General features: G+C 67.5%; 28 protein-coding genes, 1 tRNA gene and 1 pseudogene. 18 read left to right on the top strand and 12 right to left on the bottom strand.

Going from position 1 to position 26,503, the window contains the following annotated elements; translation table 11 throughout:
* Positions 1-34: 34 nt before the first annotated feature.
* Complete coding sequence (locus G0Q01_RS10535) at positions 35-901, bottom strand: DUF2189 domain-containing protein (RefSeq protein WP_164194557.1); 867 nt, start codon at positions 899-901, stop codon at positions 35-37.
* Between the two features lie 224 nt (positions 902-1,125).
* On the opposite strand from G0Q01_RS10535, the gene G0Q01_RS10530 reads away from it, so the two are divergent.
* Complete coding sequence (locus G0Q01_RS10530) at positions 1,126-2,112, top strand: quinone oxidoreductase (RefSeq protein WP_164194553.1); 987 nt, start codon at positions 1,126-1,128, stop codon at positions 2,110-2,112.
* Between the two features lie 96 nt (positions 2,113-2,208).
* Here the strand turns inward: G0Q01_RS10530 and G0Q01_RS10525 are convergent, their stop codons facing one another.
* Positions 2,209-2,637 carry a peptidylprolyl isomerase gene (locus tag G0Q01_RS10525; RefSeq protein WP_108967080.1) on the bottom strand — a complete coding sequence of 143 codons (429 nt, stop codon included), beginning with the start codon at positions 2,635-2,637 and terminating at the stop codon, positions 2,209-2,211.
* Positions 2,638-2,872: 235 nt separating this feature from the next.
* On the opposite strand from G0Q01_RS10525, the gene G0Q01_RS10520 reads away from it, so the two are divergent.
* Both G0Q01_RS10520 and G0Q01_RS10515 read left to right on the top strand, forming a co-directional pair.
* Entirely contained in the window at positions 2,873-3,562 is a 690-nt protein-coding gene (locus tag G0Q01_RS10520; RefSeq protein WP_164194551.1) for a haloacid dehalogenase type II, read from the top strand.
* A complete protein-coding gene (locus G0Q01_RS10515) occupies positions 3,562-4,389 on the top strand; it encodes an alpha/beta fold hydrolase (protein WP_164194547.1) in 828 nt (275 codons plus the stop codon). Before G0Q01_RS10520 ends, G0Q01_RS10515 begins: the two co-directional genes overlap by 1 nt.
* Positions 4,390-4,392: 3 nt before the next feature.
* Here the strand turns inward: G0Q01_RS10515 and truB are convergent, their stop codons facing one another.
* Complete coding sequence (truB, locus tag G0Q01_RS10510; protein WP_164194544.1) at positions 4,393-5,298, bottom strand: tRNA pseudouridine(55) synthase TruB; 906 nt, start codon at positions 5,296-5,298, stop codon at positions 4,393-4,395.
* Positions 5,299-5,495: 197 nt separating this feature from the next.
* Here truB and pcaD point away from each other — a divergent pair, with 197 nt between their 5' ends.
* The 4 genes from pcaD to G0Q01_RS10490 all read left to right on the top strand — a co-directional run bounded on the left by pcaD (position 5,496) and on the right by G0Q01_RS10490 (position 8,282).
* Entirely contained in the window at positions 5,496-6,284 is a 789-nt protein-coding gene (gene pcaD / locus G0Q01_RS10505) for a 3-oxoadipate enol-lactonase (protein ID WP_164213323.1), read from the top strand.
* A complete protein-coding gene (locus G0Q01_RS10500; protein ID WP_164213322.1) occupies positions 6,284-6,994 on the top strand; it encodes an alpha/beta fold hydrolase in 711 nt (236 codons plus the stop codon). The genes pcaD and G0Q01_RS10500 overlap by 1 nt, the downstream gene beginning before the upstream one ends.
* A gap of 3 nt (positions 6,995-6,997) precedes the next feature.
* Complete coding sequence (locus G0Q01_RS10495; RefSeq protein WP_164194536.1) at positions 6,998-7,789, top strand: hypothetical protein; 792 nt, start codon at positions 6,998-7,000, stop codon at positions 7,787-7,789.
* A gap of 205 nt (positions 7,790-7,994) precedes the next feature.
* Positions 7,995-8,282 carry a metalloregulator ArsR/SmtB family transcription factor gene (locus tag G0Q01_RS10490; RefSeq protein WP_164194629.1) on the top strand — a complete coding sequence of 96 codons (288 nt, stop codon included), beginning with the start codon at positions 7,995-7,997 and terminating at the stop codon, positions 8,280-8,282.
* A gap of 25 nt (positions 8,283-8,307) precedes the next feature.
* Here the strand turns inward: G0Q01_RS10490 and G0Q01_RS10485 are convergent, their stop codons facing one another.
* From G0Q01_RS10485 to G0Q01_RS10475, 3 genes are all read right to left on the bottom strand, one after another.
* Positions 8,308-10,194, bottom strand: coding sequence for an acyl-CoA synthetase (locus G0Q01_RS10485; protein WP_164194532.1), 1,887 nt, complete (start codon positions 10,192-10,194; stop codon positions 8,308-8,310).
* 156 nt (positions 10,195-10,350) lie between these two features.
* Positions 10,351-12,150, bottom strand: a complete 1,800-nt coding sequence (locus G0Q01_RS10480; RefSeq protein ID WP_164213321.1) for an ABC transporter transmembrane domain-containing protein — start codon at positions 12,148-12,150, stop codon at positions 10,351-10,353.
* Between the two features lie 143 nt (positions 12,151-12,293).
* Positions 12,294-12,367, bottom strand: a tRNA-Gly gene (locus tag G0Q01_RS10475).
* 141 nt (positions 12,368-12,508) lie between these two features.
* Here G0Q01_RS10475 and G0Q01_RS10470 point away from each other — a divergent pair.
* Positions 12,509-12,919 carry a DUF2177 family protein gene (locus G0Q01_RS10470; RefSeq protein WP_164194523.1) on the top strand — a complete coding sequence of 137 codons (411 nt, stop codon included), beginning with the start codon at positions 12,509-12,511 and terminating at the stop codon, positions 12,917-12,919.
* A gap of 54 nt (positions 12,920-12,973) precedes the next feature.
* On the opposite strand, the gene G0Q01_RS10465 is transcribed toward G0Q01_RS10470, so the two are convergent.
* The 3 genes from G0Q01_RS10465 to G0Q01_RS10455 are packed head-to-tail and all read right to left on the bottom strand — an operon-like array spanning position 12,974 to position 14,903.
* On the bottom strand, positions 12,974-13,711 hold the full coding sequence (locus tag G0Q01_RS10465) for an SDR family oxidoreductase (RefSeq protein ID WP_164194520.1): 738 nt from the start codon (positions 13,709-13,711) through the stop codon (positions 12,974-12,976).
* 2 nt (positions 13,712-13,713) lie between these two features.
* Positions 13,714-14,349 carry a ChrR family anti-sigma-E factor gene (locus G0Q01_RS10460; RefSeq protein ID WP_164194516.1) on the bottom strand — a complete coding sequence of 212 codons (636 nt, stop codon included), beginning with the start codon at positions 14,347-14,349 and terminating at the stop codon, positions 13,714-13,716.
* Entirely contained in the window at positions 14,346-14,903 is a 558-nt protein-coding gene (locus tag G0Q01_RS10455; RefSeq protein ID WP_254694397.1) for a sigma-70 family RNA polymerase sigma factor, read from the bottom strand. The genes G0Q01_RS10460 and G0Q01_RS10455 overlap by 4 nt, the downstream gene beginning before the upstream one ends.
* Positions 14,904-15,230: 327 nt before the next feature.
* Between G0Q01_RS10455 and G0Q01_RS10450 the strand changes: the two genes are divergently transcribed.
* The 4 genes from G0Q01_RS10450 to G0Q01_RS10435 all read left to right on the top strand — a co-directional run bounded on the left by G0Q01_RS10450 (position 15,231) and on the right by G0Q01_RS10435 (position 18,942).
* Positions 15,231-16,523, top strand: coding sequence for an FAD-dependent oxidoreductase (locus G0Q01_RS10450; protein WP_164194512.1), 1,293 nt, complete (start codon positions 15,231-15,233; stop codon positions 16,521-16,523).
* Positions 16,520-17,296, top strand: a complete 777-nt coding sequence (locus tag G0Q01_RS10445) for a DUF1365 domain-containing protein (protein WP_164194509.1) — start codon at positions 16,520-16,522, stop codon at positions 17,294-17,296. Before G0Q01_RS10450 ends, G0Q01_RS10445 begins: the two co-directional genes overlap by 4 nt.
* Entirely contained in the window at positions 17,296-18,468 is a 1,173-nt protein-coding gene (locus G0Q01_RS10440; protein ID WP_164194626.1) for a cyclopropane-fatty-acyl-phospholipid synthase family protein, read from the top strand. The genes G0Q01_RS10445 and G0Q01_RS10440 overlap by 1 nt, the downstream gene beginning before the upstream one ends.
* A 141-nt stretch (positions 18,469-18,609) precedes the next feature.
* Positions 18,610-18,942, top strand: coding sequence for a hypothetical protein (locus G0Q01_RS10435; RefSeq protein ID WP_235940040.1), 333 nt, complete (start codon positions 18,610-18,612; stop codon positions 18,940-18,942).
* 6 nt (positions 18,943-18,948) lie between these two features.
* On the opposite strand, the gene G0Q01_RS10430 is transcribed toward G0Q01_RS10435, so the two are convergent.
* The 3 genes from G0Q01_RS10430 to G0Q01_RS10420 are packed head-to-tail and all read right to left on the bottom strand — an operon-like array spanning position 18,949 to position 20,651.
* Positions 18,949-19,608: an SOS response-associated peptidase gene (locus G0Q01_RS10430; protein WP_164194501.1), complete on the bottom strand. Its 660-nt coding sequence runs from the start codon at positions 19,606-19,608 to the stop codon at positions 18,949-18,951.
* Positions 19,609-19,648: 40 nt separating this feature from the next.
* Positions 19,649-20,194, bottom strand: a complete 546-nt coding sequence (locus G0Q01_RS10425) for a pseudouridine synthase (RefSeq protein ID WP_164194497.1) — start codon at positions 20,192-20,194, stop codon at positions 19,649-19,651.
* A gap of 1 nt (position 20,195) precedes the next feature.
* Positions 20,196-20,651 carry a nucleoside deaminase gene (locus tag G0Q01_RS10420; protein WP_108967117.1) on the bottom strand — a complete coding sequence of 152 codons (456 nt, stop codon included), beginning with the start codon at positions 20,649-20,651 and terminating at the stop codon, positions 20,196-20,198.
* Between the two features lie 314 nt (positions 20,652-20,965).
* Between G0Q01_RS10420 and G0Q01_RS10415 the strand changes: the two are divergent.
* The 6 genes and pseudogenes from G0Q01_RS10415 to G0Q01_RS10390 all read left to right on the top strand — a co-directional run.
* A pseudogene (locus tag G0Q01_RS10415) lies at positions 20,966-21,886 on the top strand (pseudouridine synthase); the annotation flags it as partial.
* 154 nt (positions 21,887-22,040) lie between these two features.
* On the top strand, positions 22,041-22,235 hold the full coding sequence (locus G0Q01_RS10410; protein ID WP_164194494.1) for a hypothetical protein: 195 nt from the start codon (positions 22,041-22,043) through the stop codon (positions 22,233-22,235).
* Positions 22,236-22,340: 105 nt separating this feature from the next.
* Positions 22,341-23,168, top strand: coding sequence for a hypothetical protein (locus G0Q01_RS10405; protein WP_235940036.1), 828 nt, complete (start codon positions 22,341-22,343; stop codon positions 23,166-23,168).
* A 178-nt stretch (positions 23,169-23,346) separates the two neighbouring features.
* Positions 23,347-24,246 carry a 5-bromo-4-chloroindolyl phosphate hydrolysis family protein gene (locus G0Q01_RS10400; RefSeq protein WP_164194488.1) on the top strand — a complete coding sequence of 300 codons (900 nt, stop codon included), beginning with the start codon at positions 23,347-23,349 and terminating at the stop codon, positions 24,244-24,246.
* A gap of 23 nt (positions 24,247-24,269) precedes the next feature.
* The gene (locus G0Q01_RS10395; protein WP_164194484.1) at positions 24,270-25,472 is read left to right on the top strand and encodes a toxic anion resistance protein; all 1,203 of its coding nucleotides are present in this window, start codon (positions 24,270-24,272) and stop codon (positions 25,470-25,472) included.
* Positions 25,473-25,476: 4 nt separating this feature from the next.
* On the top strand, positions 25,477-26,454 hold the full coding sequence (locus G0Q01_RS10390; protein ID WP_164194481.1) for a DUF2927 domain-containing protein: 978 nt from the start codon (positions 25,477-25,479) through the stop codon (positions 26,452-26,454).
* Positions 26,455-26,503 lie beyond the last annotated feature (49 nt).

Below are 26,503 nucleotides of genomic sequence, written 5' to 3'. Positions count from 1 at the left end.
CCCGGCTCGGCAGCCCGCCTGCCGAGCCGATCCCTCAAGCCACCGCGCGGCGGTAGAAGTGCCAGCTCGCGTGGCCGAGCAGCGGCAGGACCAGCATCAGCCCCAGCAGCAGGGGCAGCGATCCCAGCACCAGCAGAACCGCGACCAGCGCGCCCCAGCTCAGCACCACCTTCGGGTTTTTCCGCAGCACCCGAACCGAGGTCATCACTGCCACCGGCGCGCCCACGTGCCGGTGCAGCAGCAGCGGGAAAGAGATCACCGAAACCGCCAGCGCCGCCAGGGCGAAGACGAAGCCCACACCGCAGCCGAGCAAGATCATCCACCAGCCGCCCGGGGTGCCGAACACCTGATCGAGAAAGGCGCCGAAGCTCTCGTACTGCGCCGGCCCCATGGTCACCTGGTGGATGAAATGCGCCGTCAGCATCCAGGCGCAGAACAGCGCGATGAGATAGAGCCCCATCACCAGCATCGCCCCGAAGGCGGGCGAGCTCAGCACCGCGAAGGCATCGCGCCAGCTTGCCTCAAGCCCCATCTCGCGCCTGCGGCTCATCTCGTAGAGCCCGACCGCCGCCATCGGCCCGAGGAGCGCAAAGCCCGCCGCCATGGGAAAGATCAGCGGCAGGAGCGCCTGGTGAAAGGCCATGCCCATCAGCAACAGCCCCATCACGGGGTAGATGAGCACGATGAACAGCACGTCGCTGCGACAGGCCTTGAAGTCCTCCCAGCCGGCGCGCAGCGATTCCGAAATGTCCGACATTGCCATGGTCCGCACGCGGCGCGGCGTATGGGCGTGATCCGTCCCGAGCTCGCGCGTGGCGGCCGAGACATGCGCGCCCGCCGCCGAGAGCCGTTGCGCCGCCCAGCTTAGCGGGTTTCCGATCGTATGAGGTGTCTGTGCCATGAGCCTCCTCCCTTGGCGTCCTGCGCAGCGCCAATCGCGGGTCTGGTCCTGGCACGCGCCGATGACCAGACGGGCCGGCCGCGCGTATCTCTACAGCCTAGCACGAAACACGCTCTCGGTGAATCACGTCGATGAGACGCGCGCACCCCTGGGCCATGCCCCCTTGCCCCTGTCCGCGCCTTGTCGCAGGGTCTGGCCCAAACGTCAGATAGGAGCACAGGACCATGGCCGAGACAGCCCGCACCGTCATCATCGAGCAAACCGGAGGCCCCGAAGCACTCAAGCTGGTCGACTTGCCGGTTGGTGAGCCCGGCCCGGGCGAGATCCGCATCCGCCACAAGGCCTGCGGTCTCAACTTCATCGACTGCTACCAGCGCTCGGGTCTCTACCCGCTCGAGCTGCCCCACGCGCTCGGCATGGAGGCCGCGGGCGTGATCGAGGCCGTCGGCGAAGGCGTCACCCATCTCGCCCCTGGCGACCGCGCCGCCTATGCCGCGATGCCCGCCGGCGCATACACAGAGGTGCGCGTGATGCCCGCCGCGCAGGTCTGCAAGCTGCCTGAGAACATCTCCTTCGAGGAAGGCGCGGCGATGATGCTGAAGGGCATGACCGTCCAGTTCCTCTTCCACCGCACGACGCCGCTGAAGAAGGGCGACACGGTCCTGTTCCACGCCGCGGCGGGGGGCGTCGGCCTCATCGCCTGCCAATGGGCGAAATCCGAGGGCATCCGCCTGATCGGCACCGCCGGTTCGGACGAGAAATGCCAGCTGGCGCTCGACCACGGTGCCGACGCCTGCATCAACTACAACACCGAGGATTTCACCCAGCGCACCCGCGAGCTGACCGATGGCAAGGGTGTCGACGTGGTGATGGATTCGATCGGCAAATCCACCTTCATGGGCTCGCTCGACTGCCTCAAGCCGCTGGGGATGATGATTTCCTTCGGCAATGCTTCGGGCCCGGTAGAGGCATTCAACCTCGGTCTGCTGGCGCAGAAGGGCTCGCTGAAGGTCACCCGCCCGACGCTCTTTGCCCATATCGCCGACCCGGCAGCCTGCCAGGAAATGGCGGCGATGCTCTTCGACAAGGTCGCCTCGGGCGCGGTGAACATCCGCATTGGCCAGCGTTTCGCGCTGGAAGATGTCGCCGAGGCCCACCGCGCGCTCGAGGCGCGCAAGACCACTGGCCAGACCATCCTGACGCTCGGGTAAGCCCGCGCGCCGAATGGCAAAGGAAAAAGCGGCGCGGATCATCCCCGCGCCGCTCTCATGTTCGCCAGAGCCGCAGCCCCGGGCGATCAGCGCCGATCAGGCGATCTCTACCAGCTCGATGGCAAAGGTCAGATCCTTGCCCGCCAGCGGGTGATTGGCGTCGAGCGTGACCTCGGTGTCATTCACCTCGACCACGGTCACCTGCACCACCTGGCCGGTGGGGGTCTGCATCTGCAGCGGGGTGCCCAGATCGAGCGGGATGTCCTCGGGGATGTCGGCACGCGGCACGGCCTGGCGTGCCTCGGCGTGGACCGGGCCATAGGCCTCTTCGGCGGGCACTTCCACGGTCTTCTTCTCGCCGACCGCCATGCCCGGCATCGCCTTGTCGAGGCCGGGGATGATCTGGCCCGAGCCGACCTGGAATTCCAGCGGGTCGCGGCCTGCGCTGGAATCAAAGGTGGTGCCGTCGTTCAGGGTGCCAGTGTAATGAATACGAACGGTGTCGCCGGTCTTGACCTGCGTCATGGGAGTCTCCGATCTTTTGGGAAAGTTCTGTGGATGGGACGAGGCCACCTGTCGCGGCGGGTGCTCGTTTGCTCTCCCCTCCAACCTAAGCATCCACGCCCGGGATTGCAAAGAGGATGTCCGGGCGAGGCCCGGGCACGGCGCCCTGCCCCTCCAAACCTTGGCAAATTCACTCTTTCGACCCGCCCCGGCCCGTGCCACCCTGCGCCGGATCGCGAGGAGGACAGTTCGCCCCATGACCCAAGCCGGCCAGATCGCCACCTGCGTCTTTGACGCCTACGGCACGCTCTTCGACGTCTCTGCTGCCGCGCGCCGCGCCGCCGAAGCGCCCGGGCAGCAGGCGCTGGCCAAAGTCTGGCCGGCCCTCTCCGCCGACTGGCGGCGCAAGCAGCTGGAATACAGCTGGCTGCGCGCGGTGACCGGCGATCACTGCAGCTTCTGGCAGGTGACGCAGGACGGGCTCGACTGGGCGATGGAGCGCCATGGCCTGACCGACCCCGAGCTGCGCGAAACCCTGCTCGGCCTCTACTGGGAGCTCTCGGCCTACCCCGAGGTGCCCAAACTCCTCGCGACACTGAAGGCGCAGGGACTGAACTGCGCCATCCTTTCCAACGGCAGTCCGGACATGCTCGAGGGCGCGGTCGCCAGTGCCGGGATTGAAAGCTACCTCGACGCCGTGCTCTCGGTCGAGGAGGTCGGCGTCTTCAAGCCTGCCCGCGCGGTCTACGACCTCGTGGGTCAGCGCTTCGGGAAGGAACCGGGAGAGGTGCTTTTCGTTTCCTCCAACGGCTGGGACGCGGGCAGCGCGGCGGCTTACGGCTTTCGCACCGCCTGGGTCAACCGCGCCGGTGAGCCCATCGACCGCCTGCCCGGCCGACCGCAGCACGTGCTGAACGACCTGACCACAATCCCGGAGCTTCTCTGATGCCCGAGTTCACCACTTCCGACGGCCTGTCGATCCATTACACCGACGAGGGCCACGGCATCCCGCTGCTCTGCCTCGCCGGCCTCACCCGCGACGGGCGCGATTTCGACTATCTTGCGCCCCATCTCGACCCCGCGAAGGTGCGGCTGATCCGCATGGATTACCGGGGCCGCGGCCAGTCCGACTGGACCGATCACACCAGCTACACCATTCCCATCGAGGGCCGCGACGCGGTCGAGTTGATGGACCACCTCGGGCTGAAGCAGGTGGCGGTGCTCGGCACCTCGCGCGGCGGGCTGATCGCCATGGTGCTGGCGGCGACGGTGAAGGAGCGGTTGCTCGGCGTCGCGCTCAACGACATCGGCCCCGAGATCGGAGGCGAAGGGCTTGCGGTCATCAAGGATTACATCGGCCGGAACCCGGCTTGGCAAACCCATGCAGAGGCCGCCGAGAAGATGGCCATGGGCATGACCGCCTTCAAGGACGTGCCGCCGGGGCGCTGGATGGAAGAGGTGACGAAGTTCTACCGCGAAACGCCCGAAGGGCTGCGCATCCAGTACGATCCGCGCCTGCGCGACGCGGTGCTCGAGGCGGGCGCGCAGCCCGCGCCGGACCTCTGGCCGCTCTTCGATGCCTTCAAGGGGCTGCCGCTCTGCGCCCTGCGGGGCGGTGGCTCGACGCTGCTCACCGCCGAGACCTTCGCCGAGATGCAGCGGCGCCGACCGGACATGATCGCCGCCGAGATCCCCGGCCGCGGCCACGTCCCGTTCCTCGACGAGCCCGAGTCGCTGGGCGCGCTGCGGCGCTGGCTGAAAATGCTGGGCTGAGCCTCAGCCGAGGTTGAACACCCGGCTCGGGTGCAGCTCGCCGGCCTTGAAGATGCCCACCGCCACCGGCTTGCCCTCGAAGGACGCCCAGGCCTCGTCGCCGTATTCGGCCTCGCCGGGAATCACCATGCCGGGGTTGCCATTGCGCAGCCGCGCCGCACCCTCGGGCGTGCAGCGCAGCTCGGGCAGATCGGCAAGACCCACTTGCAGCGGCAGCAGCTTCTCGTCGAGCTCGGGGGTCTTCGCCAGCGCGTCGATCTGCTCGACGCTGATCCCGTCCGAGGCCTCGAACGGCCCGGACCAGACCCGGCGCAGGCGCAGCACGTGTCCGAAACAGCCGAGCGCCTCGCCGAGATCGCGGGCGATCGAGCGCACGTAGCCGCCCTTGCCGCAGACCATCTCCAGCTCGACGTGGTCGGCATCGACACGCTCGAGCATGATCAGCGATTCCACGAAGAGCGGACGGGCCGAAAGCTCCATCTCCTCGCCGTCCCGCGCCCGCTTGTAGGCGCGTTCGCCATCCACCTTCACCGCCGAGAACTGCGGCGGCACCTGCTGGATGTCGCCGACGAACTGGTGCAGCGCTTCCTTGATCTCGTCGTCCGAGGGGCGCTCGGCGCTCTCGCGCTGGATCTCGCCCTCGGCATCGTCGGTATTGGTGGCCTGCCCCAGGCGCACGATGAAGCGGTAGGCCTTCATCGCGTCGGTGATATAGGGCACGGTCTTGGTCGCCTCGCCGAGCGCCACGGCCAGCACGCCGGTCGCCTCGGGGTCGAGCGTGCCGGCGTGGCCCGCCTTTTTCGCCGCCAGCGCCCAGCGGACCTTGTTGACCACAGAGGTCGAGGTCATGCCCGCCGGTTTGTCGACGATCAGCCAGCCGGAAATGTCGCGACCCTTCTTGCGTGCCATTGGTGTCCCCGCGCCTCTTCGTATGCCATCAAGGCGCGCCTGCTAGCAGGCGGGAGGCGCGGGAGTCAATCAGCGCCGGTGCGGTGTGATGCGCGTGGGCGGTGCATGGAATGTGCATGACCTGCGCCTGCCCGATCGCCTTCCCTCTTGCCGCCCCGCCCGCTAGGGTCCGCGCCAAGGAAAATGGAGGCCCCGCCATGCTCATGGCCGATCTCGGAGATGTCCGACTTCACTACCGCATCGACGGCCCCGACGATGGCGCACCGCTGGTGCTGGCCAACTCTCTGGGCACCGATTTCCGGCTCTGGGACGGGCTGCTGCCGCACCTGCCCGAGGGGCTGCGGATCCTGCGCTACGACATGCGGGGACACGGCCTTTCGGACTGCCCCGAACCGCCCTATTCCATGGGCGCGCTGGTGCGCGACGCCGAGCGGCTGATGGAGCACACGGGGGTCCGTGACGCGATCTTCGTCGGCCTGTCGATCGGCGGCATGGTCGCGCAAGGGCTGTCGGCCAAGCGCCACGATCTCGTGCGCGCGGCGGTCCTGTCGAACACCGCCGCCAAGATCGGCACGCGGCAGATCTGGGAGACCCGCATCGCCGAAGTCGAGAAGCGCGGCGTCGAGGCCATCGCGGATGCGGTGCTGGAGCGCTGGTTCACCCGAAAATTCCGCGCCTCCGAGGCGATCAAGCCCTGGCGCAACATGCTCGCGCGCACGCCCGCAAAAGGCTACATGGGCTGCGCCGCCGCCATCGCCGGGACCGACTTCATGACGCCCACCTCGGGCCTGCGCCTGCCGCTGCTTGGGATCGCCGCCAGCGAGGACGGCTCGACACCGCCCGACATGGTGCGCGAGACGACAGACCTCGTTCCCGGTTCGCAATTCGCGCTGATCCGGGGCGCGGGACATCTTCCCTTCGTCGAGAAGCCCGCGGAATACGGGCAAATTCTCACCGACTTCCTCAAAGGACAGGGGCATATCTGATGGCGAACTTCCTGCTGATCCACGGCGCCTCGCACGGCGCATGGTGCTGGCGCGACGTGATCCCGGCGCTGGAAGAGCGCGGTCACACGGCCCGCGCCATCGACCTGCCCGGGCATGGCGCCGATACCACGCCACGCGACGAGGTCACCCTGCAGAGCTACGTCGAGGCCATCCTCGGCGCGCTCGACGCGCCGACCATCGTCGTCGCCCACTCGATGTCCGGCGTGCCCGCGACGCAGGCCGCCGACCTGCACCCGGAGAAATTTTCCCGGCTCATCTACCTCTGCGCCTTCCTGCCCGGCGACGGCGACAGCGTCACCAGCCTCAGCCGCGACTGGCCGGACCAGCCGCTGAACGAGGCGATCCGCCGCGACGAAGGTGGCGCGACCTTCCATTTCGATCCATCCCTGATCCGGGAAAAATTCTACCACGACTGTCCCGCCGCGCTCATCGACCGCGCCGCGCGGCACCTGACGCCGCAGCCGATCTCGACGCAGAAGGAACGTGTCACGCTCACCGGCACGGTAGAGCAGGTGCCGCGGAGCTACATCCTGTGCTCTCAGGACATGGCCGTGCCCCCTGACCACCAGCGTGCCATGGCGTCGGTCTTGCCAAGCGACGAGGTCTACGACATGAGCAGCGCGCATTCGCCCTTCCTGTCCGACCCCGAGGGCCTCGTCGCCCTTCTGGACCGCATCGCCCGGAGCTGACCCATGTCCGCCACGCCCTTCGACAGCGCCCACCTGCACCGCCTCTTCCCTGCCGGGGATCTCGCCAAGCTGTTCTCGGACAGCGCCGAGGTCCGGGCGATCATGATCGTGGTGGGCACGCTGGCCAAGGTGCAGGGCGACGCCGGGCTGATCCCCGAGACCGCCGCCAAGGCCATCCACCGCGCCTCGCTCGAACTCCAGATCGACCCCGGCGCGCTGGCGCAGGGCACGGCAGAGGCGGGCAGCGTGGTGCCGCCGCTGCTGGATGCCTTTCGGTCGCTGATGCAGGCGCCCGACTACGCCCAGTACCTCTGCCAGGGCGCCCTCCCTGGCGATCTGCAGGACTGCGCGCTGGCGCTGCGCCTGCGGCAGGTGCTGGCCCAGTTCGAAGCGGCGACCGAGGCGCTGCCGGGCAGCGACGATCTCGCCGCGCTCATGGCCGACTTGCCGGCGCTGCGCGAGGCCCTGCTCTGCGTGAGCCACAACGGCGACAGCGCCGAGGTCCTGCGCCCTGCGCTCGGCGCCGCGCTGAACCTCGGCGATCAGGGGTGGGGCGCCGACCGGATGCCCCTGACCATGCTGGCGGATTGGGCCGCGCGGCTGATTCGCGCGCTCGCGGGGCGCGCGCCGGGCAACGCGCCGCTTGCCGCACTGAAGGCGCACGCCGGGATCCTCGGCACTTCGCTCGGCGCGGTCGAGGGGTCTGCCGTGGCGCGACGCCACGTCGAGTCCCTCATCCTGCCGCAGCTCCTTCTGGCCACCGGAGCCGCGCTCTCGCTCGCGGCACGGCCCTGAGCGGCGCGGCATCGCAAACACTTGCCAGCAGCGCTTGGTTCGCGCTAACAGCGGGACAGCCACGAAGACGCATAAGACCCGTCCCGAGCCATCCTCAGACGCCGCAGGATCTCGCATTCCGCAGCGCGCGTTCTATATAGCGACTGAGACCTTGCAGAGGCATCGACTGGTGACGGAAGAAACGCTCACACCCCCACCCGAGGAAATGGCCGAGAACGCGCGCAACGCCGCGGGCTTCCTCAAGACGCTGGCCCACGAGGGACGGCTGATGATCCTGTGCCACCTCGGCTCGGGCGAAAAGTCCGTGGGTGAGCTTGAAGGTCTGCTCGGCATGCGCCAGGCGGCGGTGAGCCAAATGCTGGCACGCCTGCGCGAAGAGGGTCTGGTGAACACCCGCCGCGACGGCAAGACGATCTACTACAGCCTCGCGACCGAGGACACCGCGCGGGTGATCGGCCTGCTCTACGAGATCTTCTGCGTCAAGAAGGACTGATGAGCCGGCGACGTGCGCCGCACCCTCAGCGTTTTTCCGTCCAGTCCCACGGCCGCGTGAAGGCGCCGAGACATTTTGCGACGGCGGCCTCCTCGTCATCGCCGCGCGACAGTTTGGCCACCAGCCCGCGGCGCGTGTCATCATGGACTTCGGCCACGCGCGCATTCAGACCCTGCGCTTCCAGCGCGGCGTCGTAGACGCGGGCGATCGCCCGCTTGCGCAGGTCGGGCTTGAACACCTTTCCGACCCCGGTCTTCGGCAGCTCTGGCAGGATCTCGAGGTGTTTCGGCCAGGCCGCGCGTTCGTGGATATGCACCTGCGCGTGCTTCAGCAGCTCCTCCTCGGTGACCATCGCCCCCGCGACCAGCTCGACATAGGCGCAGGGCAGCTCGCCCGCGTGGGCGTCGGGCTGGCCGATTGCCGCCGCCACCGCCACCGAAGGATGGGTGAGCAGCGCGTCCTCGATCTCGGCGGGATCGATGTTGTGGCCGCCGCGGATGATCACGTCCTTGGCCCGCCCGGTGATCCACAGATAGCCATCCGCGTCGATCCGGCCCAGATCACCGGTCCGAAGGAAGCGCTCCTCGTGATAGAGATCGCGGTTGCGGTCCGCATCGGTATAGGTGCGGCCGGGGGTCACCCCGGGATTGTACACGCAGATCTCGCCAATCTCGTCTGCCGGGCATTCCTGCGGGCCCGACGCGGTCTGCCGCACGATCTTGACCTCTGTATAGGGGAACGGGAAGCCGACCGAGCCGATCTTCTTGACCCCGTCCGGCGGGTTGACCGACACGAGGCAGGTTGCCTCGGTCAGCCCGTAACCCTCGCAGATCGACAGGCCCGCAACCTCCTCGAAGCGCCGGAACAGCTCGACGGGCATCGGTGCGGAACCGGAAAAGGCGTGGCGCATGGTCGAGATGTCGGCGTCCACCTTGCGCTGCATAAGCGCCGAGACGGCGGTCGGCACGGTGATCATGAAAGTGATCTTCCAGCGCTCGCAGAGCTTCCAGAAATTGTCGAAGACCCCCTCGCCGCGATAGCCCGCCGGGGTCGGCAGGATCACATGCGCCCCCGAGGACAGGGCCGACATGATCACCACCTCGGTGGCGAAAACGTGGAACAGCGGCAGCGGGCACATGACGTTGTCGGTCTCGCGGAACAACAGCCGCGAGCCGAGCCAGCCGTTGTAGAGCATCCCCGAGACCCTGTGCTGCGCGACCTTGGGCATGCCGGTCGTGCCGCCGGTGTGAAAATAGGCCGCGACCCTGTCGGCGGTCGACGGCGCGAAGGTGAGCCCCGTCGGCTGGCGCGTAAGCTCGGCGTTGAAGCATTTGATGTCGGCGTGATGGGTGCGCGGCAGTTTCGGGCGCAGCAGCGGCACCAGCCAGCGCTTCGGCGGGGTGAGGTAGCGGTTGAGATCCACCTCGAGCACCGTGACCACCCCCGGCGCATGGCGGCAGGCCTCGGCCAGCTTCTGGGCGATGTCGGTCTTGGGGAAGGACTTCAGCGTCACCACCACCCGCGCGCCGGTCTCGCGCAGCAGCGCCGCGATCTGCTCGGGTTCGAGCAGCGGGTTGATCGGCGCCACGATCCCGGCGACTGCCCCACCGAGGACCGTCAGCAGCGCCTCGGTGCAGTTGGGCAGCACCATGGCAACCACGTCGCCCTCCTCCACTCCCAGGCTGCGGAAGAGGTTGGCGGCCTGATTCACGCGCGACTCCAGCTGCGACCAGCTCAGCGTCTCGGCCGGATCCTTTGCCCCGGAAAGAAGCTGGAAGCTGAGCGCCGGGCGCTCTCCGAAGCGCGCGGCGGTCTGCGCGAGGCAGGCGTGCAGGTTCCCGGGCAGGTCCCGTTCGGACCAGGGTTTCTCGGCCTCGATCGCATTGCGATCGTCCAATGTCACGAATTGCATGCCCGCGCCGCTCCTCCACGCGCGGTACCGTCGCACGACCGGCGGCGGCACCAGTTTAAAGTGTGAGAGGTATCATCACCTCTCGCAAGGGCTGCGCCCTTAGCATGCCGCACGGTCAAGGCAAAGCCCGGAGACCCCGGAACGGCTAAGGGATCACTACTCCGCGGCGACCCCGTCGGTGAACTGCAGCCTCGCCAGCCGGGCATAGAGCCCTCCCTCGGCCACCAGCGCATCGTGCCCCCCCTGCGCGACGATGCGGCCATGATCCATGACCAGGATCCGGTCGGCCTTCTTCACTGTCGCGAGCCTGTGCGCGACGATGATCGTCGTGCGCCCCTCGGCCAGCGTATCGACGGCCTGCTGCACCGCCCGCTCGCTCTCGGCATCCAGCGCCGAGGTCGCCTCGTCGAGCAGCAGCACCGGCGCGTCGCGCAGGATGGCGCGGGCGATGGCCACGCGCTGCTTCTGTCCGCCCGAGAGCATCACGCCGCGCTCGCCGAGATAGGTGTCATAGCCCTCGGGCAGCGCTGACAGGAAGTCATGCGCGGCCGCCGCGCGGGCGGCGGCCTCGACCTCGGCATCGCTGGCACCGGGGCGGCCGAAGCGGATGTTGTCGCGCGCCGAGGCCGCAAAGATCACCGGATCCTGCGGCACCAGCGCGATGTGCTGCCGGAAGCCGTTGCGGCTCATCTTGTCAAGCGGCACGCCGTCGAGCAGCACCCGGCCTGCATCGGGGTCGTAGAAGCGCTGGATAAGCTGCACGATGGTGGTCTTGCCCGCGCCGGAAGGGCCAACGAGGGCCACCGTCTCGCCCGGCTGAATGTGGAGGTCGATGCCGTCCAGAGCCTTGATCCCAGGCCGCGCGGGATAGGTGAAATCGACCTTGTCGAAGCTGATCTCGCCGCGCACGGTTCTCGGCACCGGCAGGGGCTGAACGGGATCGGTCACCGTGTCCTCGACCTGTAGCAGTTCGACCAGCCGCTCGGTCGCCCCGGCAGCGCGCTGCAGCTCGCCGAAGATCTCCGAGAGCGCCGCGACGGCGCCGGCGACCATCACCGAATAAATCACGAATTGCACCAGCGCGCCGGCGCTCATCTGCCCCGCGCGCACGTCCACCGCCCCGGCCCAGAGCACGCCGACGATGCCGGTGAAGACGAGGAAGATCACGATCGCCGTCATGAGCGCGCGAGTCTTCACCCGTCGGCGGGCGGCGTCGAAGCTCTTCTCGGTGACCTCGGCAAAGGCTTCGCGGCTGATCGCCTCGTGGGTGTAGCTCTGCACGGTCTGCACGGCCGAAAGCGCCTCGGCGGCATTTCCCGAAGAGACCGCGATCCAGTCCTGGTTCTCGCGGCTCAGCTTGCGCAGGCGGCGGCCCAGCGTGAGGATCGGCACGATCACCACCGGCACGATCAGCAGCACCATCCCGGTGAGCTTGGCCGAGGTGAAGAGCATCAGCGTCAGCCCGCCCACGAAGAGCAGCAGGTTGCGCAGCGCGATCGACACCGACGAGCCGATCACCGACAGGATCAGCGTGGTGTCGGTGGTGATCCGGCTCAGCACCTCGCCGGTCATGGTGTTTTCATAGAAGGCCGGAGAGAGGCCGATCACCCGGTCGAAAACCGCCTTTCGGATGTCGGCCACCACGCGCTCGCCGAGCCGCGTGACCAGCGCGTAGCGGGCCGCGGTGCCGAGCGCCAGAAGCGCGGCGATGCCGAGTGCCGCCATGAAGTAGCGGTCGAGCAGCGCGCCGTCCTGGGTGCCGAAATTGTCCACCACCCGGCGCACCGCCAGCGGCAGGGTCAGCGAGACGGTGGCCGTGGCAATCAGCGCGAGGACCGCCGCGATCATCAGCCCCCGATACGGCTTCATGAAGGGCCAGAGAGCGGCCAGAGAGCCGAGTTTCCGGGATTTCTCGCGATCGTCCTGCACGATGGCAGCCGGGTTTCCGTGGGCCATGGCCGCTCCTTTGTCTTCAGAACGGTATTGCGGGGCGCGGCGCCCTGCGTCAAGGCGCGGCGTGTCGCGGAGGGGCGCACGCGGTCCTGCAACGCGGACCACAAAGGCACGAGTCGCTTGAAAATCACGATGTCAGGGAGGAATGGAGCGGGCGGCGGGAATCGAACCCGCGTCATTAGCTTGGAAGGCTAAGGTCTTACCACTACACAACGCCCGCGTAGTGGCGGGAGAGATATTGCAACCTTTCGGCCCGGTCAACCGCCCCCGCGCGGCTTTTGCAGGATGCCGCCGGGTTTTTGCGGTGATCCGCCCGCGCGCGGGAAACGTATCCCCAGGGTAAGGTTCCAAAGGACGCCCCATGCAAACGCTCGTTCTCTACATCGTCACCGCCGCCGTCTTCCTTGGGCTCGACATGCTCGGGCTGCGGTTCCTCATCCGCCCGGTGTTCGAGCGGCACGTGGGGCACCTCTTGGCAGAGCCGCTGCGGCTCGGCCCGGCGGCGGGCTTTTATCTGGCCTACGTGGTGGGGGTGCTGGTTTTCGTCTCGCTGCCCGCCCTGCGCGAGGGCGCAACGCTGCAGGCGCTCTGGATGGGGGCGCTGCTGGGTCTGATGTGCTACGGCACCTACGAGATGACCAATTTCGCCACGCTGGCCGACTGGAGCTGGGAGCAGGTGATCGCCGACTGCCTTTGGGGCGCGGTGCTGACCGGGGTCTCGGCCTGGGCCGGGGTGGCGGCGGTAATGGCGGTCTTTCCGAAACCCTCCTGACCCTGTCACGGGCATGAGCCCTCCTCGCCCTTGACCGCTCCGGGGGCGAGGCGCTCAGCCCGCAAGCCGCGCCGTGAGGCGCAGCGCGAGCGGATAGGGCAGAAGCCTGAGCAGCTTCAGCGCATAGGTAAAGCGCTTGGGGAAGTGAATCTCGAAACTGCGCCCCGCCATGCCGCGGGAGATCTCGCGCGCAGCTTCTTCGGGCTCGATAATCGCGGGCATGGTGAAATCGTTCTTGTCGGTCAGCCGGGTCCGAACGAAGCCGGGGCAGACCAGCCGCACGTCGACCTGGGGCGCCAGTTCGACCCGCAGCGTCTCGGCAAGATTGATGATCGCCGCCTTGGTCGCGGAATAGGCCTGGCCCTTCGGCAGACCCACGTAGCCCGCAACGGAGCCGAAGAGCACCAGCTGTCCACCTTCGCGCAGCACCTTTGGTGCACATTGCGCCACCAGCAGCGTGCCGGTCACATTGACCTGCACCAGTGCGGCCGTCTTCTCGGGGTCGAGGTCGACCACGCGCGCTGGATCGTAAAGCGCGGCGGTGCAGATCAGAGCATCGAGCTTGCCTCCCGCGGCGATGCGTTCGGCGGCGGCTCTGAGTGTCTCGGGCTGCGCCAGATCGAGCGGAACCACCTCGGCTCCGCCACACTCCGCGGCAAGGCCCTGCAACGCATCCTCGTTGCGGGCAGAAAGCACCAGCCGCGCGCCCTGCCCTGCCAACTCCTTGGCCAACGCCGCGCCGATTCCCGAACTGGCGCCAATGAGCCATATGCGTTTGCCCGCGTAGCCCATGGTCAGATGCGGAACAGCGGCTGCAGAAGCCGCGGAATCATCGCGCGGAAGCGCAGCGGCGCATCGGTGGCGGCAAGGCAGATGCAGGGGCCCTCGGAGCCCGCCACCGGCTGGTGGTCCACCTCATCCGAGGCCACCTCGACATCGCCGGGTCCGAAACGGCCCTCGCAGTCCGAGAAGCTCCCCTGCAGCACCAGCGTCAGCTCGAGCCCGCCGTGGGTGTGCTCGGGCACGGCACGGCCCCGGGGGATGTAAAGCAGGCGCAGCGAGCCTTCGGCATCGGCGCTGAGTATCTGCTGGCGAATGCCGCCGCCAAGCATCTTCCAGCGCGGCGGCTGGCCGTTCAGCGCCTCCATCACAGGGGCGGGAAAGATGCCCGAGCCGCGTTGCGGGGGCGCGGGCGGCGGGGTGCCGTCGAGCGCGGCGAAGAGGCGATCGCGCGCATCCGCAGACACGGGTGCCGGAACCATGCCGGACAGCAGCGCGCCGCCCAGAGCCGCCTCGGTCTCGACCGCGGCGCGGCAGTCATCGCAAAGCGAGACATGTGCCGCGATCACCACAGCGAAAGGCTGCGGCAGCTCGCCGGCGGCATAGGCTCGGAGCATCTCCTCGGGGATATGATGGGTGATCTTGCTCATTGGGGTCTCAGGTCGTTCAGGTCGCGCCGCAGGCGGTCGAGCCCAAGGCGGATACGGGATTTGATCGTGCCCAGCGGCAGGCCGGTGATCCGGCTGATCTCGCTATGGGGCAGCTCGTCCATGTAGGCGTGACGCAGGGCTTCGATCTGCTCTGGCCGCAGTTTTTTCAGCGCCGCGCGCAGCTGCGCCGCTTCCTGCTCCATGGCGAGAATCTGAGGTGCGTCGGGCTCCGAACTCTCGGGCTCATGAATGAGTTCCGGCTCGGGCAAGGGCTTGCGGCGGTAGAGGTCGATCTGTCGGTTGCGCGCGATACGGTAGATCCAGGCCGAAGCCTCGGCCCTGTGCGGATCGAACTGCGCGGCTTTGTTCCAGACCGAGATCATCACATCCTGCACCACATCCTCGGCGCTGCCGTCGCGCAGCCCGCCGCGGATCAGCATCGCCTTGAGCCGCGGCGCGAAGAAATCGAACAGCCGACCAAAGGCCTCGCGGTCCCTCCGGTCGCGCACGGCAAGAAGCCATTGCGTTTGTTCGGTTCGTTCGGCGGGCGTCACACGTATGTCCTTTCTCTTGCGCGGTTGCCTCATTCCCGAAACGGGACTCGGACCTTCCGGCTGGAAGGCGGCGGGCGCTTCGGGCGCGGTGAGGCGGCCATCAAGAGACATGTAGAGGATACGGCGCCCGAGACGAAAAGGATCACCTTGAAGAGCGATTTTTTCGAGCTTTCGGGTGGTGCTGCTGCAACGCCGTGCCGTTGGCCGCGCAAAAACTCCCTATATCGGCATTCTCAAGGAATTTGCTCTCGTCACAAGGCTTTGGTGATCCATTTGGGATCCGCGTGCGTAAGAATAATATGTCCAGTTTTCGCGGCGGAGGTTTGCGTGGCCCTAGACCTGTCTTTCGGAGTTCCCCAGCGCGTTGCGGTGATTGGCGGCGGCATCTCGGGCCTCGCCACCGCATGGCTCTTGTCTCATCGTTGCCGCGTCACGCTTTACGAGGCGGCACCCCGGCTTGGCGGCCATGCCCGCACGGTTGTCGCCGGGCGCTACGGCGACCAGCCGGTGGACACGGGTTTCATCGTTTTCAACTACGCCAACTACCCGCATCTGACAGCGCTCTTCCGCGATCTCGACGTGCCGGTGCAGCGCAGCGACATGAGCTTCGGCGTCTCTTTGGATGGCGGGCGACTGGAGTATGCGCTGCGCTCGGGGAACGCGCTTTTCGGCCAGCGCAGCAACCTTGCACGGCCCGGCTTCTACGCGATGATCCGCGACATCCTGCGGTTCAACCAGCAGGCCGAGGCGGTGGCCGAGGCGCGCCCGGATGCCTCGATCAGCGAGCTGCTGGACGTCATGGGCCTCGGCGGCGCCTTCCGCGAGCGGTATCTCTACCCGATCTGCGGCGCAATCTGGTCCACGCCCTCGGCGCGCATTGGCGACTTCCCGGCGCAGGCGCTGATGCGCTTCCTGCGCAACCACGCGTTGCTCTCGGCAGGCGGCCAGCACCAGTGGTGGACGGTTTCCGGCGGCAGCCAGAGCTATGTCTCGCGCCTTGCCGCCGCGCTTGAGGCGCGGCAGGTGTCGCTGCGCCCCGGCACCCCGGTGTGTCAGGTGACGCGGGATGACCGCCACGTGCAGGTGATGACCGACGGCGAGGCCCCCGAGACCTTCGACCAGGTGGTTTTTGCCTGTCACGCCGATGTCGCCCTCTCGCTGCTGGAAGCGCCCAGTGCCGATGAACGTCGCGCGCTCGGGGCGGTGAAATTCCAGGACAATCATGCCGTACTGCACCGGGATGCCCGGCTCATGCCGAACCGCCGCCGGTGCTGGAGCTCCTGGGTCTTCCGCAGCGAACCCGGGACCCCGGCGGACGTGCCCGTCGGCGTAACTTACTGGATGAACCGGCTGCAGGGCATTCCCGACAGCGACCCGATGTTCGTCACGCTCAATCCGCAGCAAGATATTCCCGACGAACTGATCTACGACCAGAACACCTTCCGCCACCCTGTATTCGATCTGGGCGCGCTCGACGCCCAAAGGAAGATCGCCGCGCTGCAGGGGCAGAACCGAAGCTGGTACGCTGGCGCCTGGCTGCGCAACGGATTTCACGAGGACGGATTCGCCAGCGCCGTGCGCATCGCCCGGCAGATGCTGCCTGCCGCGGTGGCCGCATGAGCGCCAGCCTCGCGGCCCAGCTCGAAGGCGGCGAGCTGCTGCACCTGCCCGCCCGGGTCACCCACGCGCGGCGCGGCAGCATCCACCATGCCTTTGCCTACAAGGTCGATTACCTGCTGCTCGATCCCGAGCGGGTGCGGCGACGCACCTTTTTCTCGCGCAATCGCTTCAACCTCTTCGCGCTGCATGACCGCGATCACGGCGGGGCTCGCGGTGCCGGCGAAGGCGCAGCCTGGGCGCGCAAGGTGTTTGCCAGCGCGGGCCTCGAAGGCACGACCGTGGCGCTGATGACCCAGCCGCGTTTTCTCGGCTACTGGTTCTGCCCTGTGTCCTTCTGGCTGGCGCTGCGCGGCGATGAGCTGTTGGCGGTGATTGCCGAAGTGAGCAACACCTTTGGCCAGCGCCACAGCTACCTGTGCCATCATGCCGGCTTCGCGCCGATCCGCGCCGGAGACGAGTTGACCGCGACCAAGGTCTTCCATGTCTCGCCCTTTCAGGACGTGCGCGGCAAGTATCTCTTCCGCTTCGCCATTAGCCCCGCCGCCACGGCCATCGCGATCCACCAGATCGATGGCGCCGAGGGGCTGATCGCCACGATGCACGGCGATTTCGCCGCCGCCACGCCGAAGCGTCTGCTCGGCGCAGCGCTCAAGCGTCCCGGTGGCACGATTCGCGTGATTGTGCTCATCTACTGGAATGCGCTCCGCCTGAAACTGAAGGGGGCGGACTACCGTCCGCTTCCCTCGCCGCCCGAAAACGAGGTCAGCCAATGATCCTGCCCGTCACCGCCCTGATGAAACGCCGCTTCCTTTCGACGCTCGAGCGGATCGAGACAGGCCAACTCACCCTGATCACCCCCGAGGGCACCCGCCACCGCTTTGGCGACACCGGGCCCGAGGCGGACATCCACATCCACGATTGGGCGCTGCTGCCGGCCTTGGCGACACGCGGCGAGGTGGCGCTTGGCGAGACCTACGTGGCGGGCCTCTGGCACAGCTCGAACCCCGAGCGGCTGATCCGCCTGGCGCTCGACAACCTGGATGTGGTGGAGCACTACGTCACCCCCGGTCCGCTGGCCCGTTTGCGCTTCCGGCTGATCGACCGGGTGCTGCGCGCCAACAGCCTGAGCGGCTCGTCGCGCAACATCCGGGCGCATTACGACGTGGGCAACGAGTTCTACCAGCTGTGGCTCGATCCGGGCATGACCTATTCCTCGGCGCTTTTCGCGGACGGCGAAGGCGACGAGGCCCTGCCCCGCGCGCAGGACCGCAAGTACGACCGCATCCTGTCACGGCTGAACGACGCGCCCTCGGTGCTGGAGATCGGCTGCGGCTGGGGCGGCTTTGCCGAACGCGCGGCGGAACAGGGACGCCAGGTGACCGGCATCACTCTCTCGCCCAGCCAGAAAGGCTATGCCGACGCCCGCCTCGACGGGCGCGCTGAGATTCGCTTGCAGGACTACCGAGCAACGCAAGGGCGCTTTGCCAACATCGTGTCGATCGAGATGATCGAGGCGGTGGGCGAGCGTTACTGGCCGGTCTATTTCTCGACCATCAAGGACCGGCTGGCCGAGGGCGGCCGCGCCGTGCTGCAGGCGATCACCGTGCAGGACGCCGAGTTTTCGCTTTACCGCAAGCGCACCGACTTCATCCGCCAGCACACCTTTCCGGGGGGCATGCTGCCCTGTAACGCGGTGCTGGCGCGAGAGGCGCAAAAGGCTGGGTTGGTGCTGCGCGAAAGCTTCGCCTTTGGGCAGGACTATGCGCGGACGTGCCGGATCTGGAAGAGCGGGCTGCTGCGCCAGCGCAAGCGAATCGAGAGCCTCGGCTACGGCGAGAGCTTCCTGCGCAGCTGGCAATTCTACCTTGACGCCTGCGCCGCCACATTCGCCAGCGGACGCACCGACGTGGTGCAGGTCGAGTTGCGCCACGCGAACGAGGCCTGACCCAGCCGCAGCGCCACGGTTATTGCCCTCAAGCGGCCCAATTTCGCCCCAGTTGGGAACTACGGCTGTGTACCGGCGGGGCGGATGGCGCCCCGAAGGTTCATGCCGCGCGAGGATCCCGACATGGTGCGCAAATTTGGAATGTCATTGATTCTTCTGGCGGGTGTCGCTGGGCCGCTGGCCGCCGCCGAGCAAGAAGTGAAGCTGATGGGGCTCGGCTACTTTCCCGATGAGATCTACGTCTCGGTTGGGGACGTGATCAATTTCGTGAACGAGTCTTCCATCCCCATGTCGGCCACGGCCACCGACGCGAGTTGGGATTCCGGCGTGCTGCAGCCGGGCGAGAGCTTTGCGCTGGAAGTGACCGACGGGATGCAGGGCGCCTTCGGCGACACCTACGATGCTGAAAGCGCCGCCGCCGGCTACATCGACTACGTGAATCCGGCGCCGCTCGAACTCGAGAACAACTCCTGATCCGGCTCAGATCGGCTCGATCAGCTCCGGCCCCTCGGCACGGTTGGAATTGACCGCCGGGTCGACCCTGTGCAGCTGGAGCGACGCGTCGGGCGCAGCCTTCATCAGCTTGGCCGCGCCCCGCCCCTCCTCGCCCAGCCAGAGGCCCCAGTCCTTCGGCTGCAGGATCACCGGCATTCGGTGATGCACCTGCGCCATCTCGGCATTGGCGCTGGTGGTGACAATGGCGCAGGTGCGAAAGCCCTGTCCCTCGCGCTCCCAGTCCTGCCATATGCCGGCGAAGGCCAGCACCTCACCCCGGACCGGCGCGATGTACCACGGCAGGCGCTTGCCATCCTCGGTCCTGGTCCATTCGTAGAAGCCGCTCGCCGGAATCAGGCAGCGGCGCGCGCGGCAGGCGCCGCGGAAGGCGGGCTTTTCGGCGATGGTCTCGGCGCGGGCGTTGATCAGCAGCGGGCCGTCATTGGGCGCCTTGTACCACTGCGGGATGAAGCCCCAGCGCATCGAGACCAGCAGCCGCGTGCCGTCCTCGGAGCGGATCACGTGGACGTCGTTCGTCGGGCAAACGTTGTAATTGGGCACATGCGGCAAGTCATTGCCGGGCATGGCCTCGAAGATCTTGGTCATGGCATCGTCGGGAAGGGTGACCGCGAAACGTCCGCACATGTGCGCTAGGGTAGCGCGCCGCGGGCTGCGCGCCAGCCCCTCAGATGTCGCGCCATTCGCCCGGCGGGATGCCGTCGAGCGTCCAGGCCCCCACCGCCCAGCGGACCAGCCGCAGGCAGGGAAGCCCCACATGCGCCGTCATCCGCCGCACCTGCCGGTTGCGCCCCTCGGTGATCTTCAGCTCGATCCAGGCATCTGGCACCGACTTCCGGAAGCGCACCGGCGGGGTGCGCGGCCAGAGCTCGGGCTCGGGGATCAGACGCACTTCGGCCGGGCGGGTCATGCCATCCTTGAGCTCCACGCCCTTGCGCAGCTGCGCGAGTTGCGCCTCGGTCGGCGTGCCCTCGACCTGCACGAGGTAGGTCTTGGGCTGCTTGAACTTCGGGTTCGAGATGCGCGCCTGCAGCTTGCCGTCGTCGGTGAGGATCAGCAGGCCCTCGCTGTCGCGGTCGAGCCGTCCCGCAGGGTAGACGCCCGGAACCTTCACGTAGCTCGACAGGGTCTCGCGCGCGCTGCCCTCGGTGCCCTTGTCGGTGAATTGCGACAACACGTTGAACGGCTTGTTGAGAAGGATCACGCGGGCCATCTCACACCTCCCGGCGCGCGGCAAAGAACTCTTTCAGCAGCATCTCGGCCTCGGGGGCGGCGAGCCCGTCGTAGACCTCGGGCACATGGTGGCACTGCGGATGCGCGTAGACGCGCGCGCCCTGCGCCACGCCGCCGGACTTGGGGTCAGACGCGCCGTAGTAGAGCCGCCGGATGCGGGCGAAGGAAATCGCCGCGGCGCACATCGGGCACGGCTCCAGCGTCACGTAGAGATCATGCTCCGGCAGCCGTTCCGAGCCGAGCACGGCACATGCGGCGCGCAGGGCCAGAACCTCGGCATGGGCTGTGGGATCGTTCAGCTCGCGCGTGCGGTTGCCAGCCGAGGCCAGCACCTCGCCCGCGGGCGAGACGATGACGGCGCCCACCGGCACCTCGCCGCGGGCGGCGGCCGCGCGCGCCTCGGCCAGCGCCTGATCCATGTGAGAGCGAAATTTCATCCCGCTCGCTTAGCGCGAAGCGCGGCGCTTGGCGAGTCGGCTTCCCCCGGCCCCGCCGATGCAGTATGGCGAAAGGCATGAGCAAACCCCCGTCGCGCCCCGCCAAACCCTCCGGTCCCAAGTCCCGTGCCAGCACGGGTCCGAAGGCTGCTCCGAAAGCCGGTTCGAAGCCCGGCGCCAAGCCCGGATTCAAGGGCGGGCCGAAGGGTGAATTTGCAGGTGGCGCGCGCGGCGCAAAGCCCGAGGGCAAAACGTTCGGCAAACCGGCCGGTAAACCCGCCACCAAGTCCGCCACCAAGCCCAAGGGCCGCGGCATCGTCCGCGACGAGGCGGAGTACGCGAGCGCCCCGCGCGGCGGTTTCAAGGCGGGCGGCAAGCCCGGTGCGACGCCCGGCCCCCGCGGTGCCCGCCCCGGCCCGAAGCCTGCGCCCGAGCCTCGGCCGACCGGCACGCCGATCGCCACCGAGGACGGCCGCATCGCCAAGGTGCTGGCCCGCGCCGGGGTCGCCAGCCGCCGCGAGGCGGAGAAGATGATCGAGGAGGGCCGCGTGTCGGTGAACGGCAAGGTGCTGGAGAGCCCCGCGCTCAACGTCACCGCAAAGGACCGGATCACCGTCGACGGCGTGCCGCTGGCCGCGCCCGAGGCACCGCGCCTCTGGCTCTATCACAAGCCTGTCGGCCTCGTGACCACCACCAGCGACGAGAAGGGCCGCGAGACGATCTTCGACCGGCTGCCCGAGGATCTGCCGCGGGTGATGAGCATCGGCCGGCTCGACCTCAACTCCGAGGGGCTGCTGCTGCTGACCAACGACGGCGGCATCAAGCGCAAGCTCGAGCTGCCCTCGACCGGCTGGCTGCGCAAGTACCGCGTGCGGGTGAACGGCTCGCCCACCGAGGACATGCTGAAGCCGCTGCGGGCGGGCATCATGGTGGAGGGCCAGAAGTTCCAGCCGATGGAGGTCACCCTCGACCGCCAACAGGGCGCCAATGCCTGGCTGACCGTCGGCCTGCGCGAGGGCAAGAACCGCGAGATCCGCCGGGCCATGGCCGATATCGGCCTGACGGTGAACCGGCTGATCCGCGTGTCCTACGGGCCGTTCCAACTCGGCGAACTGAAGGAAGGTGAGGTGCAGGAGCTCCGTCCCAAGGTGGTACGCGACCAGCTCGGGCTGGAGGGCGCGAAACCCGACAAGCCAGCGCCCCAGCGCCAGCGCCGCGGTCCACCGCCCAAGAAACGCTCCTGACGACAGCGATTGCGGCGGCAGGCGGGCGCAGGCGCCCAAATGCGGTCATTCTTGTCCTAATGCGCCGTTAACGCTCAAGAAGTTTTCACGGATTGGGCGGGATGACGCCCTCATTTCGCCCGGATTCGGCGACAATCTCAGGGGCATGAGCACACTTCTCGCCCTGACCATCCTTGCCGCGACCTCTGCCCTCGTTCTGGGCAATATCCGCGTTGTCGCGACCGACACCTACCGCGCGCTGGCCGACGCCACCTCCCGCGCCCGCGCCGATGGCACATTGGGCGCGAAGCTGGCTTTCGGGCTGCTCTGGCTGATGATCTTCCTGCTTGGGTATGTATGACCCGGCCCCGACCCGGCCAGGCGCGCGTCGCCTGACGGTGCCGCCTCCTCCCCAGTTGCCCGATCGAAGACCCGTAGCCTTCATACCACGGACCCGAGCATGAGAATGACACGACCTTCTCGCCAGCAGCCCCAGTCTCCCGGCCCGCTCGAGTCCGGCATTGGCATCCTGATACTCGCGGCCTTCCCGTTGCTGCTGCTGCTCTTCCAGGGCCCGCCCGCCACCGCATTCACCGCCGTGCTGATGCTTTCGCTCTTCGCTGTGGCAGTGCGGCTGATCCATCGCGGCGCGACCATTGCCGCGGCTTATGATGCCGCAGAGAGCGCCAAGGCCCCGCGCCTGCCCCGCAAGATGGTCGGTTCGGCGCTGCTTGGCCTGCTTGTGATGATTCTCGCCGGGCATCATTTCGTCTCCTTGGTGATGGCCTTCGGGCTCGGCGTGCTCGGCTTCGGGCTCGGCGTCGCCGCCTTCGGCAGAGATCCGCTCACCGACAAGGAAGGCGCCCCCCGCGAGGAGCTCCGCCAGCTGCGCACCCAGGAGACGCTCGACCGTATCGACGCGGCGATCACCGTCGCCGTTGCCGATGTTGCCGCGCTTGGCGATGCAGAGCTCAGCCGCCGCGCCGAAGCCCTTCAATGCGGGGTAATGGGGCTGCTGCACGCGATATCGCAGGATCCGCTTGCCGCACGCCGCCTGCGCAAGCCCGTGGCGCGCTTCCTCGACCTTCTTGGCAAGGAAAACGCCCGGCTGATCGACGCCTGGAACACCGACGACCGCCTTCGGGCGCGGCGGCGCTACCTCGGTCGGCTGACCGCCCTCGGCGAAGCCTTCGAGGACCGCCTGCGCAAGGCAGGCGCCGAACAGGGCCGCGACGCCTATGACGTCGAAGCGGACCTTCTGTGGAACCGGATGGTCGACAAGCAGGTCGCCTGAGGCTTCCCTACCGGAACTCCCCCCTAGCAAGTACCCCGCGAACCGCTTAGGTTCTTGTTGAACCGAGAGAGCTTGCGGGGACCATCATGACCGACAAGGGCTTGCGCAAGGTGGCCTACGTGCTGCTGATCGTGCTTCTCTTCGGAGTCACTTCCGGCTGGCTGGGAGGGCTCTGACCTTGGCACAGCGCTATGGCGGAAAGTACAGCCCCGACGGGTCTTCCACCGACGGCAAGACGCAGGACGAACGCCCGCTCTACCATGGCGCGCGCGTCGATCCCGTTGGCGCACGCTCGAACGTGCTCTTTGTGCCGCCCATCATCCTCGCCGCGACCTCACTCACCTCCGGCGCCGCCGGGCTGGCGGTCGGGCTGGTCGGTGCCGGCGTGCTTTTGCTGGGCGCCTGGCTGCTGCGCGACGGGCTGCGTGCCCAAGCCGCCTACGACGAGCGCAAGATCGCCCGCCGCCCGGCGATTCCCCGGAAATTCTTCGCCGCGGTCTGCGCCGGTGTCGGCGTCGGCCTCGCCGCCCTCAAGACCGATCCCGGCATGGTCGCCCCGGTGCTCTACGGCCTGTCGGCCTTTGCTCTGCACATCGGCGCCTTCGGCATCGATCCGATGAAGCACAAGGGCATGGAAGGCGTCGACACCTTCCAGCAGGACCGCGTTGCCAAGGTTGTGGACGACGCGGAGAGCTATCTTACCGCCATGGAGGACGCGGTGCGCCGCGCTGGCGACCGCCAGGTCGAGGCGCGCGTGCAGCGCTTCCATTCCAAGGCCAAGGACCTCATCCGCACCGTCGAGGAAGACCCGCGCGACCTGACCGCCGCGCGCAAGTACCTGGGCGTGTACATGATGGGCGCGCGCGATGCCGCGGTGAAATTCGCCGACATCTACAGCCGCACCCAGGACCGTGGTGCGAAATCCGATTTCATGATGTTGCTGACCGACCTCGAAGAGAGCTTCGGCCAGAAGAACCAGAAGCTCCTGCTGGATAACAATGCCGATCTTACGGTGGAAATCGACGTGCTGCGCGACAGGTTGCAGCGCGAAGGCGTGCGACTGAAAAAGCCTGAATGAGAGACAGTCACGGAGGAAGTCCGATGTCCGAGAATGTGAGAACCAAGGCCCAGCAGGAGCTGGCACTGGTGGAAGAGGTGAATGCTGTGATCCTGCCCGACCCCAAGCCCGCGGATGAGGTTGAGAGCTTCGAGGCTGCCTCGCCCGAGGTGACCGAGGAGATTCGCGCGCGCATGGACGAGATCGACATGGAGGACACCCAGTCGATCGTCTCCTTCGGCTCCGCCGCCCAGGCCGAGCTGCAGGAGATCAGCCAGGCAATGCTTTCCGACGTGCGCAACAAGGACGTCGGCCCGGCGGGCGACAGCCTGCGCGACATCGTCACCACCATCCGCGGGTTCTCTGTCTCGGAACTGGACGTGCGCCGCAAGCGCAGCTGGTGGGAGAAGCTGATCGGCAAGGCCGCCCCAATGGCCAAGTTCACCGCCCGCTACGAGGAGGTGCAGACCCAGATCGACAAGATCACCGACAACCTCCAGAAGCACGAGCATACGCTGCTCAAGGACATCAAGTCCCTGGATATGCTCTATATCAAGACCCTGAACTTCTACGACGAGTTGGCGCTCTACATCGCCGCCGGCGAGAAGAAGCTCCAGGAAATCGACGCCACCGACATTCCCGCCCGCGAAGCCGCCGTCGAGGCCGCCTCCGAGGACCAGAAGGTGATGAAAGCGCAGGAACTGCGCGACCTGCGTGCCGCCCGCGACGATCTCGAGCGCCGCGTGCATGACCTCAAGCTGACGCGGCAGGTGACCATGCAGTCGCTGCCCTCGATCCGGCTGGTGCAGGAAAACGACAAGAGCCTCGTCACCAAGATCAACTCGACGCTGGTCAACACCGTGCCACTCTGGGAGACCCAGCTGGCGCAGGCGGTGACCATCCAGCGCTCGTCCGAGGCCGCCGCCGCCGTGCGCGACGCCAACGACCTGACCAACGAGTTGCTCACCTCGAACGCCAAGAACCTGCGCGAGAGCAACGCCGCCATCCGCACCGAGATGGAGCGCGGCGTGTTCGACATCGAGTCGGTCAAGCAGGCCAACGCCGACCTGATCGCCACGATCGAGGACAGCTTGCGCATCGCCGACGAAGGCAAGGCGCGCCGCGCCAAGGCAGAGCAGGATCTCAAGCACATGGAGGCCGAGCTGCGCGACACGCTGGCCTCGGCCAAGGCCCGCTCCACCGGCACCGGCGACGTGGCGGCGACCTCGGTTCCCGCGGGGTCGTGACCATATGCGGAGGTGGGCTCGTTTCGTACTGGGTATCTTGGTTTGCGCGGGCCTCGCGGCCTGCGACAGTTCCGCCCTTGCACCGCGCAGCACCGGCGTGATGCCCCAGCCCCGCCCGTCGGGACTGAGGCCCGAACCGCCGGCCGCGATCGCCCCCCCGCGCCAATCCCTCGCGAGCTACGATCTCGAGGTTTATTACGCGAGGGTGCAGGCAGACCTGCTCTCGCAGGGGCTGCTGCGCACCGATGGCGGCGGTCCCGACACCCCGATCACCGACACCATGCTGGCGCGCAACTTCGAACGCATCGCGCTGGCCGAGGAATACGCTCGCGGCGAGGGGCTGAAACCCTCGCGCGGCGAGCTAGGCCGCGTGAAGAAATGGGAACAACCGGTGCGGGTCTCGATCGAATTCGGCGCGCACGTGCCGGAAGACCAAAAGGTGACCGACAGCAACATGCTCGGCTCCTATGTCAGCAGGCTCGCCAAGATCACCGGCCACCCGATTTCCATGTCGACCAATCGACCCAACTTCCACGTGCTCTTCATGTCGCAGGACGACAAGGCCGATGTCGCCCCGCGCATCAAGCAGCTCGTGCCCGACGTGAACCCCACCGCGCTGTCGGTCTTCGACAACCTCCCGCGCGAGATCCACTGCCTTGTCATCGCCTTCTCCGAGGAACCGGGCGGCTATGCCTACGGCCAGGCGATCGCGGTGATCCGCTCCGAGCACCCCGATCTGCTGCGCCGCTCCTGCGTGCACGAGGAGGTGGCGCAGGGTCTTGGCCTTGGCAACGACAGCCCCGAAGCGCGGCCTTCGATCTTCAACGACGACGACGAGTTCGCCCTGCTCACCAGCATGGACGAGATGATGCTGAAAATCCTCTACGACCCCCAGCTCAAGCCCGGCATGGATGCCGCCGCCACGCGGCCGATCGTGGCGGAGCTTGCCGCGCAGCTCACCGGCGGGCTCGGGCCGAGCTGAGAGCGGGTCAAGACGACGGGCCACCACAAGGTCAGACCAAGACAGGAGA

Origin of the sequence: Salipiger sp. PrR007 (genome assembly GCF_010499845.1) — a bacterium.
Lineage (GTDB): Bacteria > Pseudomonadota > Alphaproteobacteria > Rhodobacterales > Rhodobacteraceae > Salipiger > Salipiger pacificus_A.
The sequence above is the reverse complement of the archived record's forward strand: the minus strand, read 5'-3'. Positions and strand labels throughout refer to the sequence as shown.

Bases quoted from the DNA above. Each gene is read 5' to 3' on its own strand.
- G0Q01_RS10535 (WP_164194557.1), bottom strand. From the start codon at position 901: ATGGCACAGACACCTCATACGATCGGAAACCCGCTAAGCTGGGCGGCG.
- G0Q01_RS10530 (WP_164194553.1), top strand. From the start codon at position 1,126: ATGGCCGAGACAGCCCGCACCGTCATCATCGAGCAAACCGGAGGCCCC.
- G0Q01_RS10525 (WP_108967080.1), bottom strand. From the start codon at position 2,637: ATGACGCAGGTCAAGACCGGCGACACCGTTCGTATTCATTACACTGGC.
- G0Q01_RS10520 (WP_164194551.1), top strand. From the start codon at position 2,873: ATGACCCAAGCCGGCCAGATCGCCACCTGCGTCTTTGACGCCTACGGC.
- G0Q01_RS10515 (WP_164194547.1), top strand. From the start codon at position 3,562: ATGCCCGAGTTCACCACTTCCGACGGCCTGTCGATCCATTACACCGAC.
- truB (WP_164194544.1), bottom strand. From the start codon at position 5,298: ATGGCACGCAAGAAGGGTCGCGACATTTCCGGCTGGCTGATCGTCGAC.
- pcaD (WP_164213323.1), top strand. From the start codon at position 5,496: ATGCTCATGGCCGATCTCGGAGATGTCCGACTTCACTACCGCATCGAC.
- G0Q01_RS10500 (WP_164213322.1), top strand. From the start codon at position 6,284: ATGGCGAACTTCCTGCTGATCCACGGCGCCTCGCACGGCGCATGGTGC.
- G0Q01_RS10495 (WP_164194536.1), top strand. From the start codon at position 6,998: ATGTCCGCCACGCCCTTCGACAGCGCCCACCTGCACCGCCTCTTCCCT.
- G0Q01_RS10490 (WP_164194629.1), top strand. From the start codon at position 7,995: ATGGCCGAGAACGCGCGCAACGCCGCGGGCTTCCTCAAGACGCTGGCC.
- G0Q01_RS10485 (WP_164194532.1), bottom strand. From the start codon at position 10,194: ATGCAATTCGTGACATTGGACGATCGCAATGCGATCGAGGCCGAGAAA.
- G0Q01_RS10480 (WP_164213321.1), bottom strand. From the start codon at position 12,150: ATGGCCCACGGAAACCCGGCTGCCATCGTGCAGGACGATCGCGAGAAA.
- G0Q01_RS10470 (WP_164194523.1), top strand. From the start codon at position 12,509: ATGCAAACGCTCGTTCTCTACATCGTCACCGCCGCCGTCTTCCTTGGG.
- G0Q01_RS10465 (WP_164194520.1), bottom strand. From the start codon at position 13,711: ATGGGCTACGCGGGCAAACGCATATGGCTCATTGGCGCCAGTTCGGGA.
- G0Q01_RS10460 (WP_164194516.1), bottom strand. From the start codon at position 14,349: ATGAGCAAGATCACCCATCATATCCCCGAGGAGATGCTCCGAGCCTAT.
- G0Q01_RS10445 (WP_164194509.1), top strand. From the start codon at position 16,520: ATGAGCGCCAGCCTCGCGGCCCAGCTCGAAGGCGGCGAGCTGCTGCAC.
- G0Q01_RS10435 (WP_235940040.1), top strand. From the start codon at position 18,610: ATGTCATTGATTCTTCTGGCGGGTGTCGCTGGGCCGCTGGCCGCCGCC.
- G0Q01_RS10430 (WP_164194501.1), bottom strand. From the start codon at position 19,608: ATGTGCGGACGTTTCGCGGTCACCCTTCCCGACGATGCCATGACCAAG.
- G0Q01_RS10425 (WP_164194497.1), bottom strand. From the start codon at position 20,194: ATGGCCCGCGTGATCCTTCTCAACAAGCCGTTCAACGTGTTGTCGCAA.
- G0Q01_RS10420 (WP_108967117.1), bottom strand. From the start codon at position 20,651: ATGAAATTTCGCTCTCACATGGATCAGGCGCTGGCCGAGGCGCGCGCG.
- G0Q01_RS10410 (WP_164194494.1), top strand. From the start codon at position 22,041: ATGAGCACACTTCTCGCCCTGACCATCCTTGCCGCGACCTCTGCCCTC.
- G0Q01_RS10405 (WP_235940036.1), top strand. From the start codon at position 22,341: ATGACACGACCTTCTCGCCAGCAGCCCCAGTCTCCCGGCCCGCTCGAG.
- G0Q01_RS10395 (WP_164194484.1), top strand. From the start codon at position 24,270: ATGTCCGAGAATGTGAGAACCAAGGCCCAGCAGGAGCTGGCACTGGTG.
- G0Q01_RS10390 (WP_164194481.1), top strand. From the start codon at position 25,477: ATGCGGAGGTGGGCTCGTTTCGTACTGGGTATCTTGGTTTGCGCGGGC.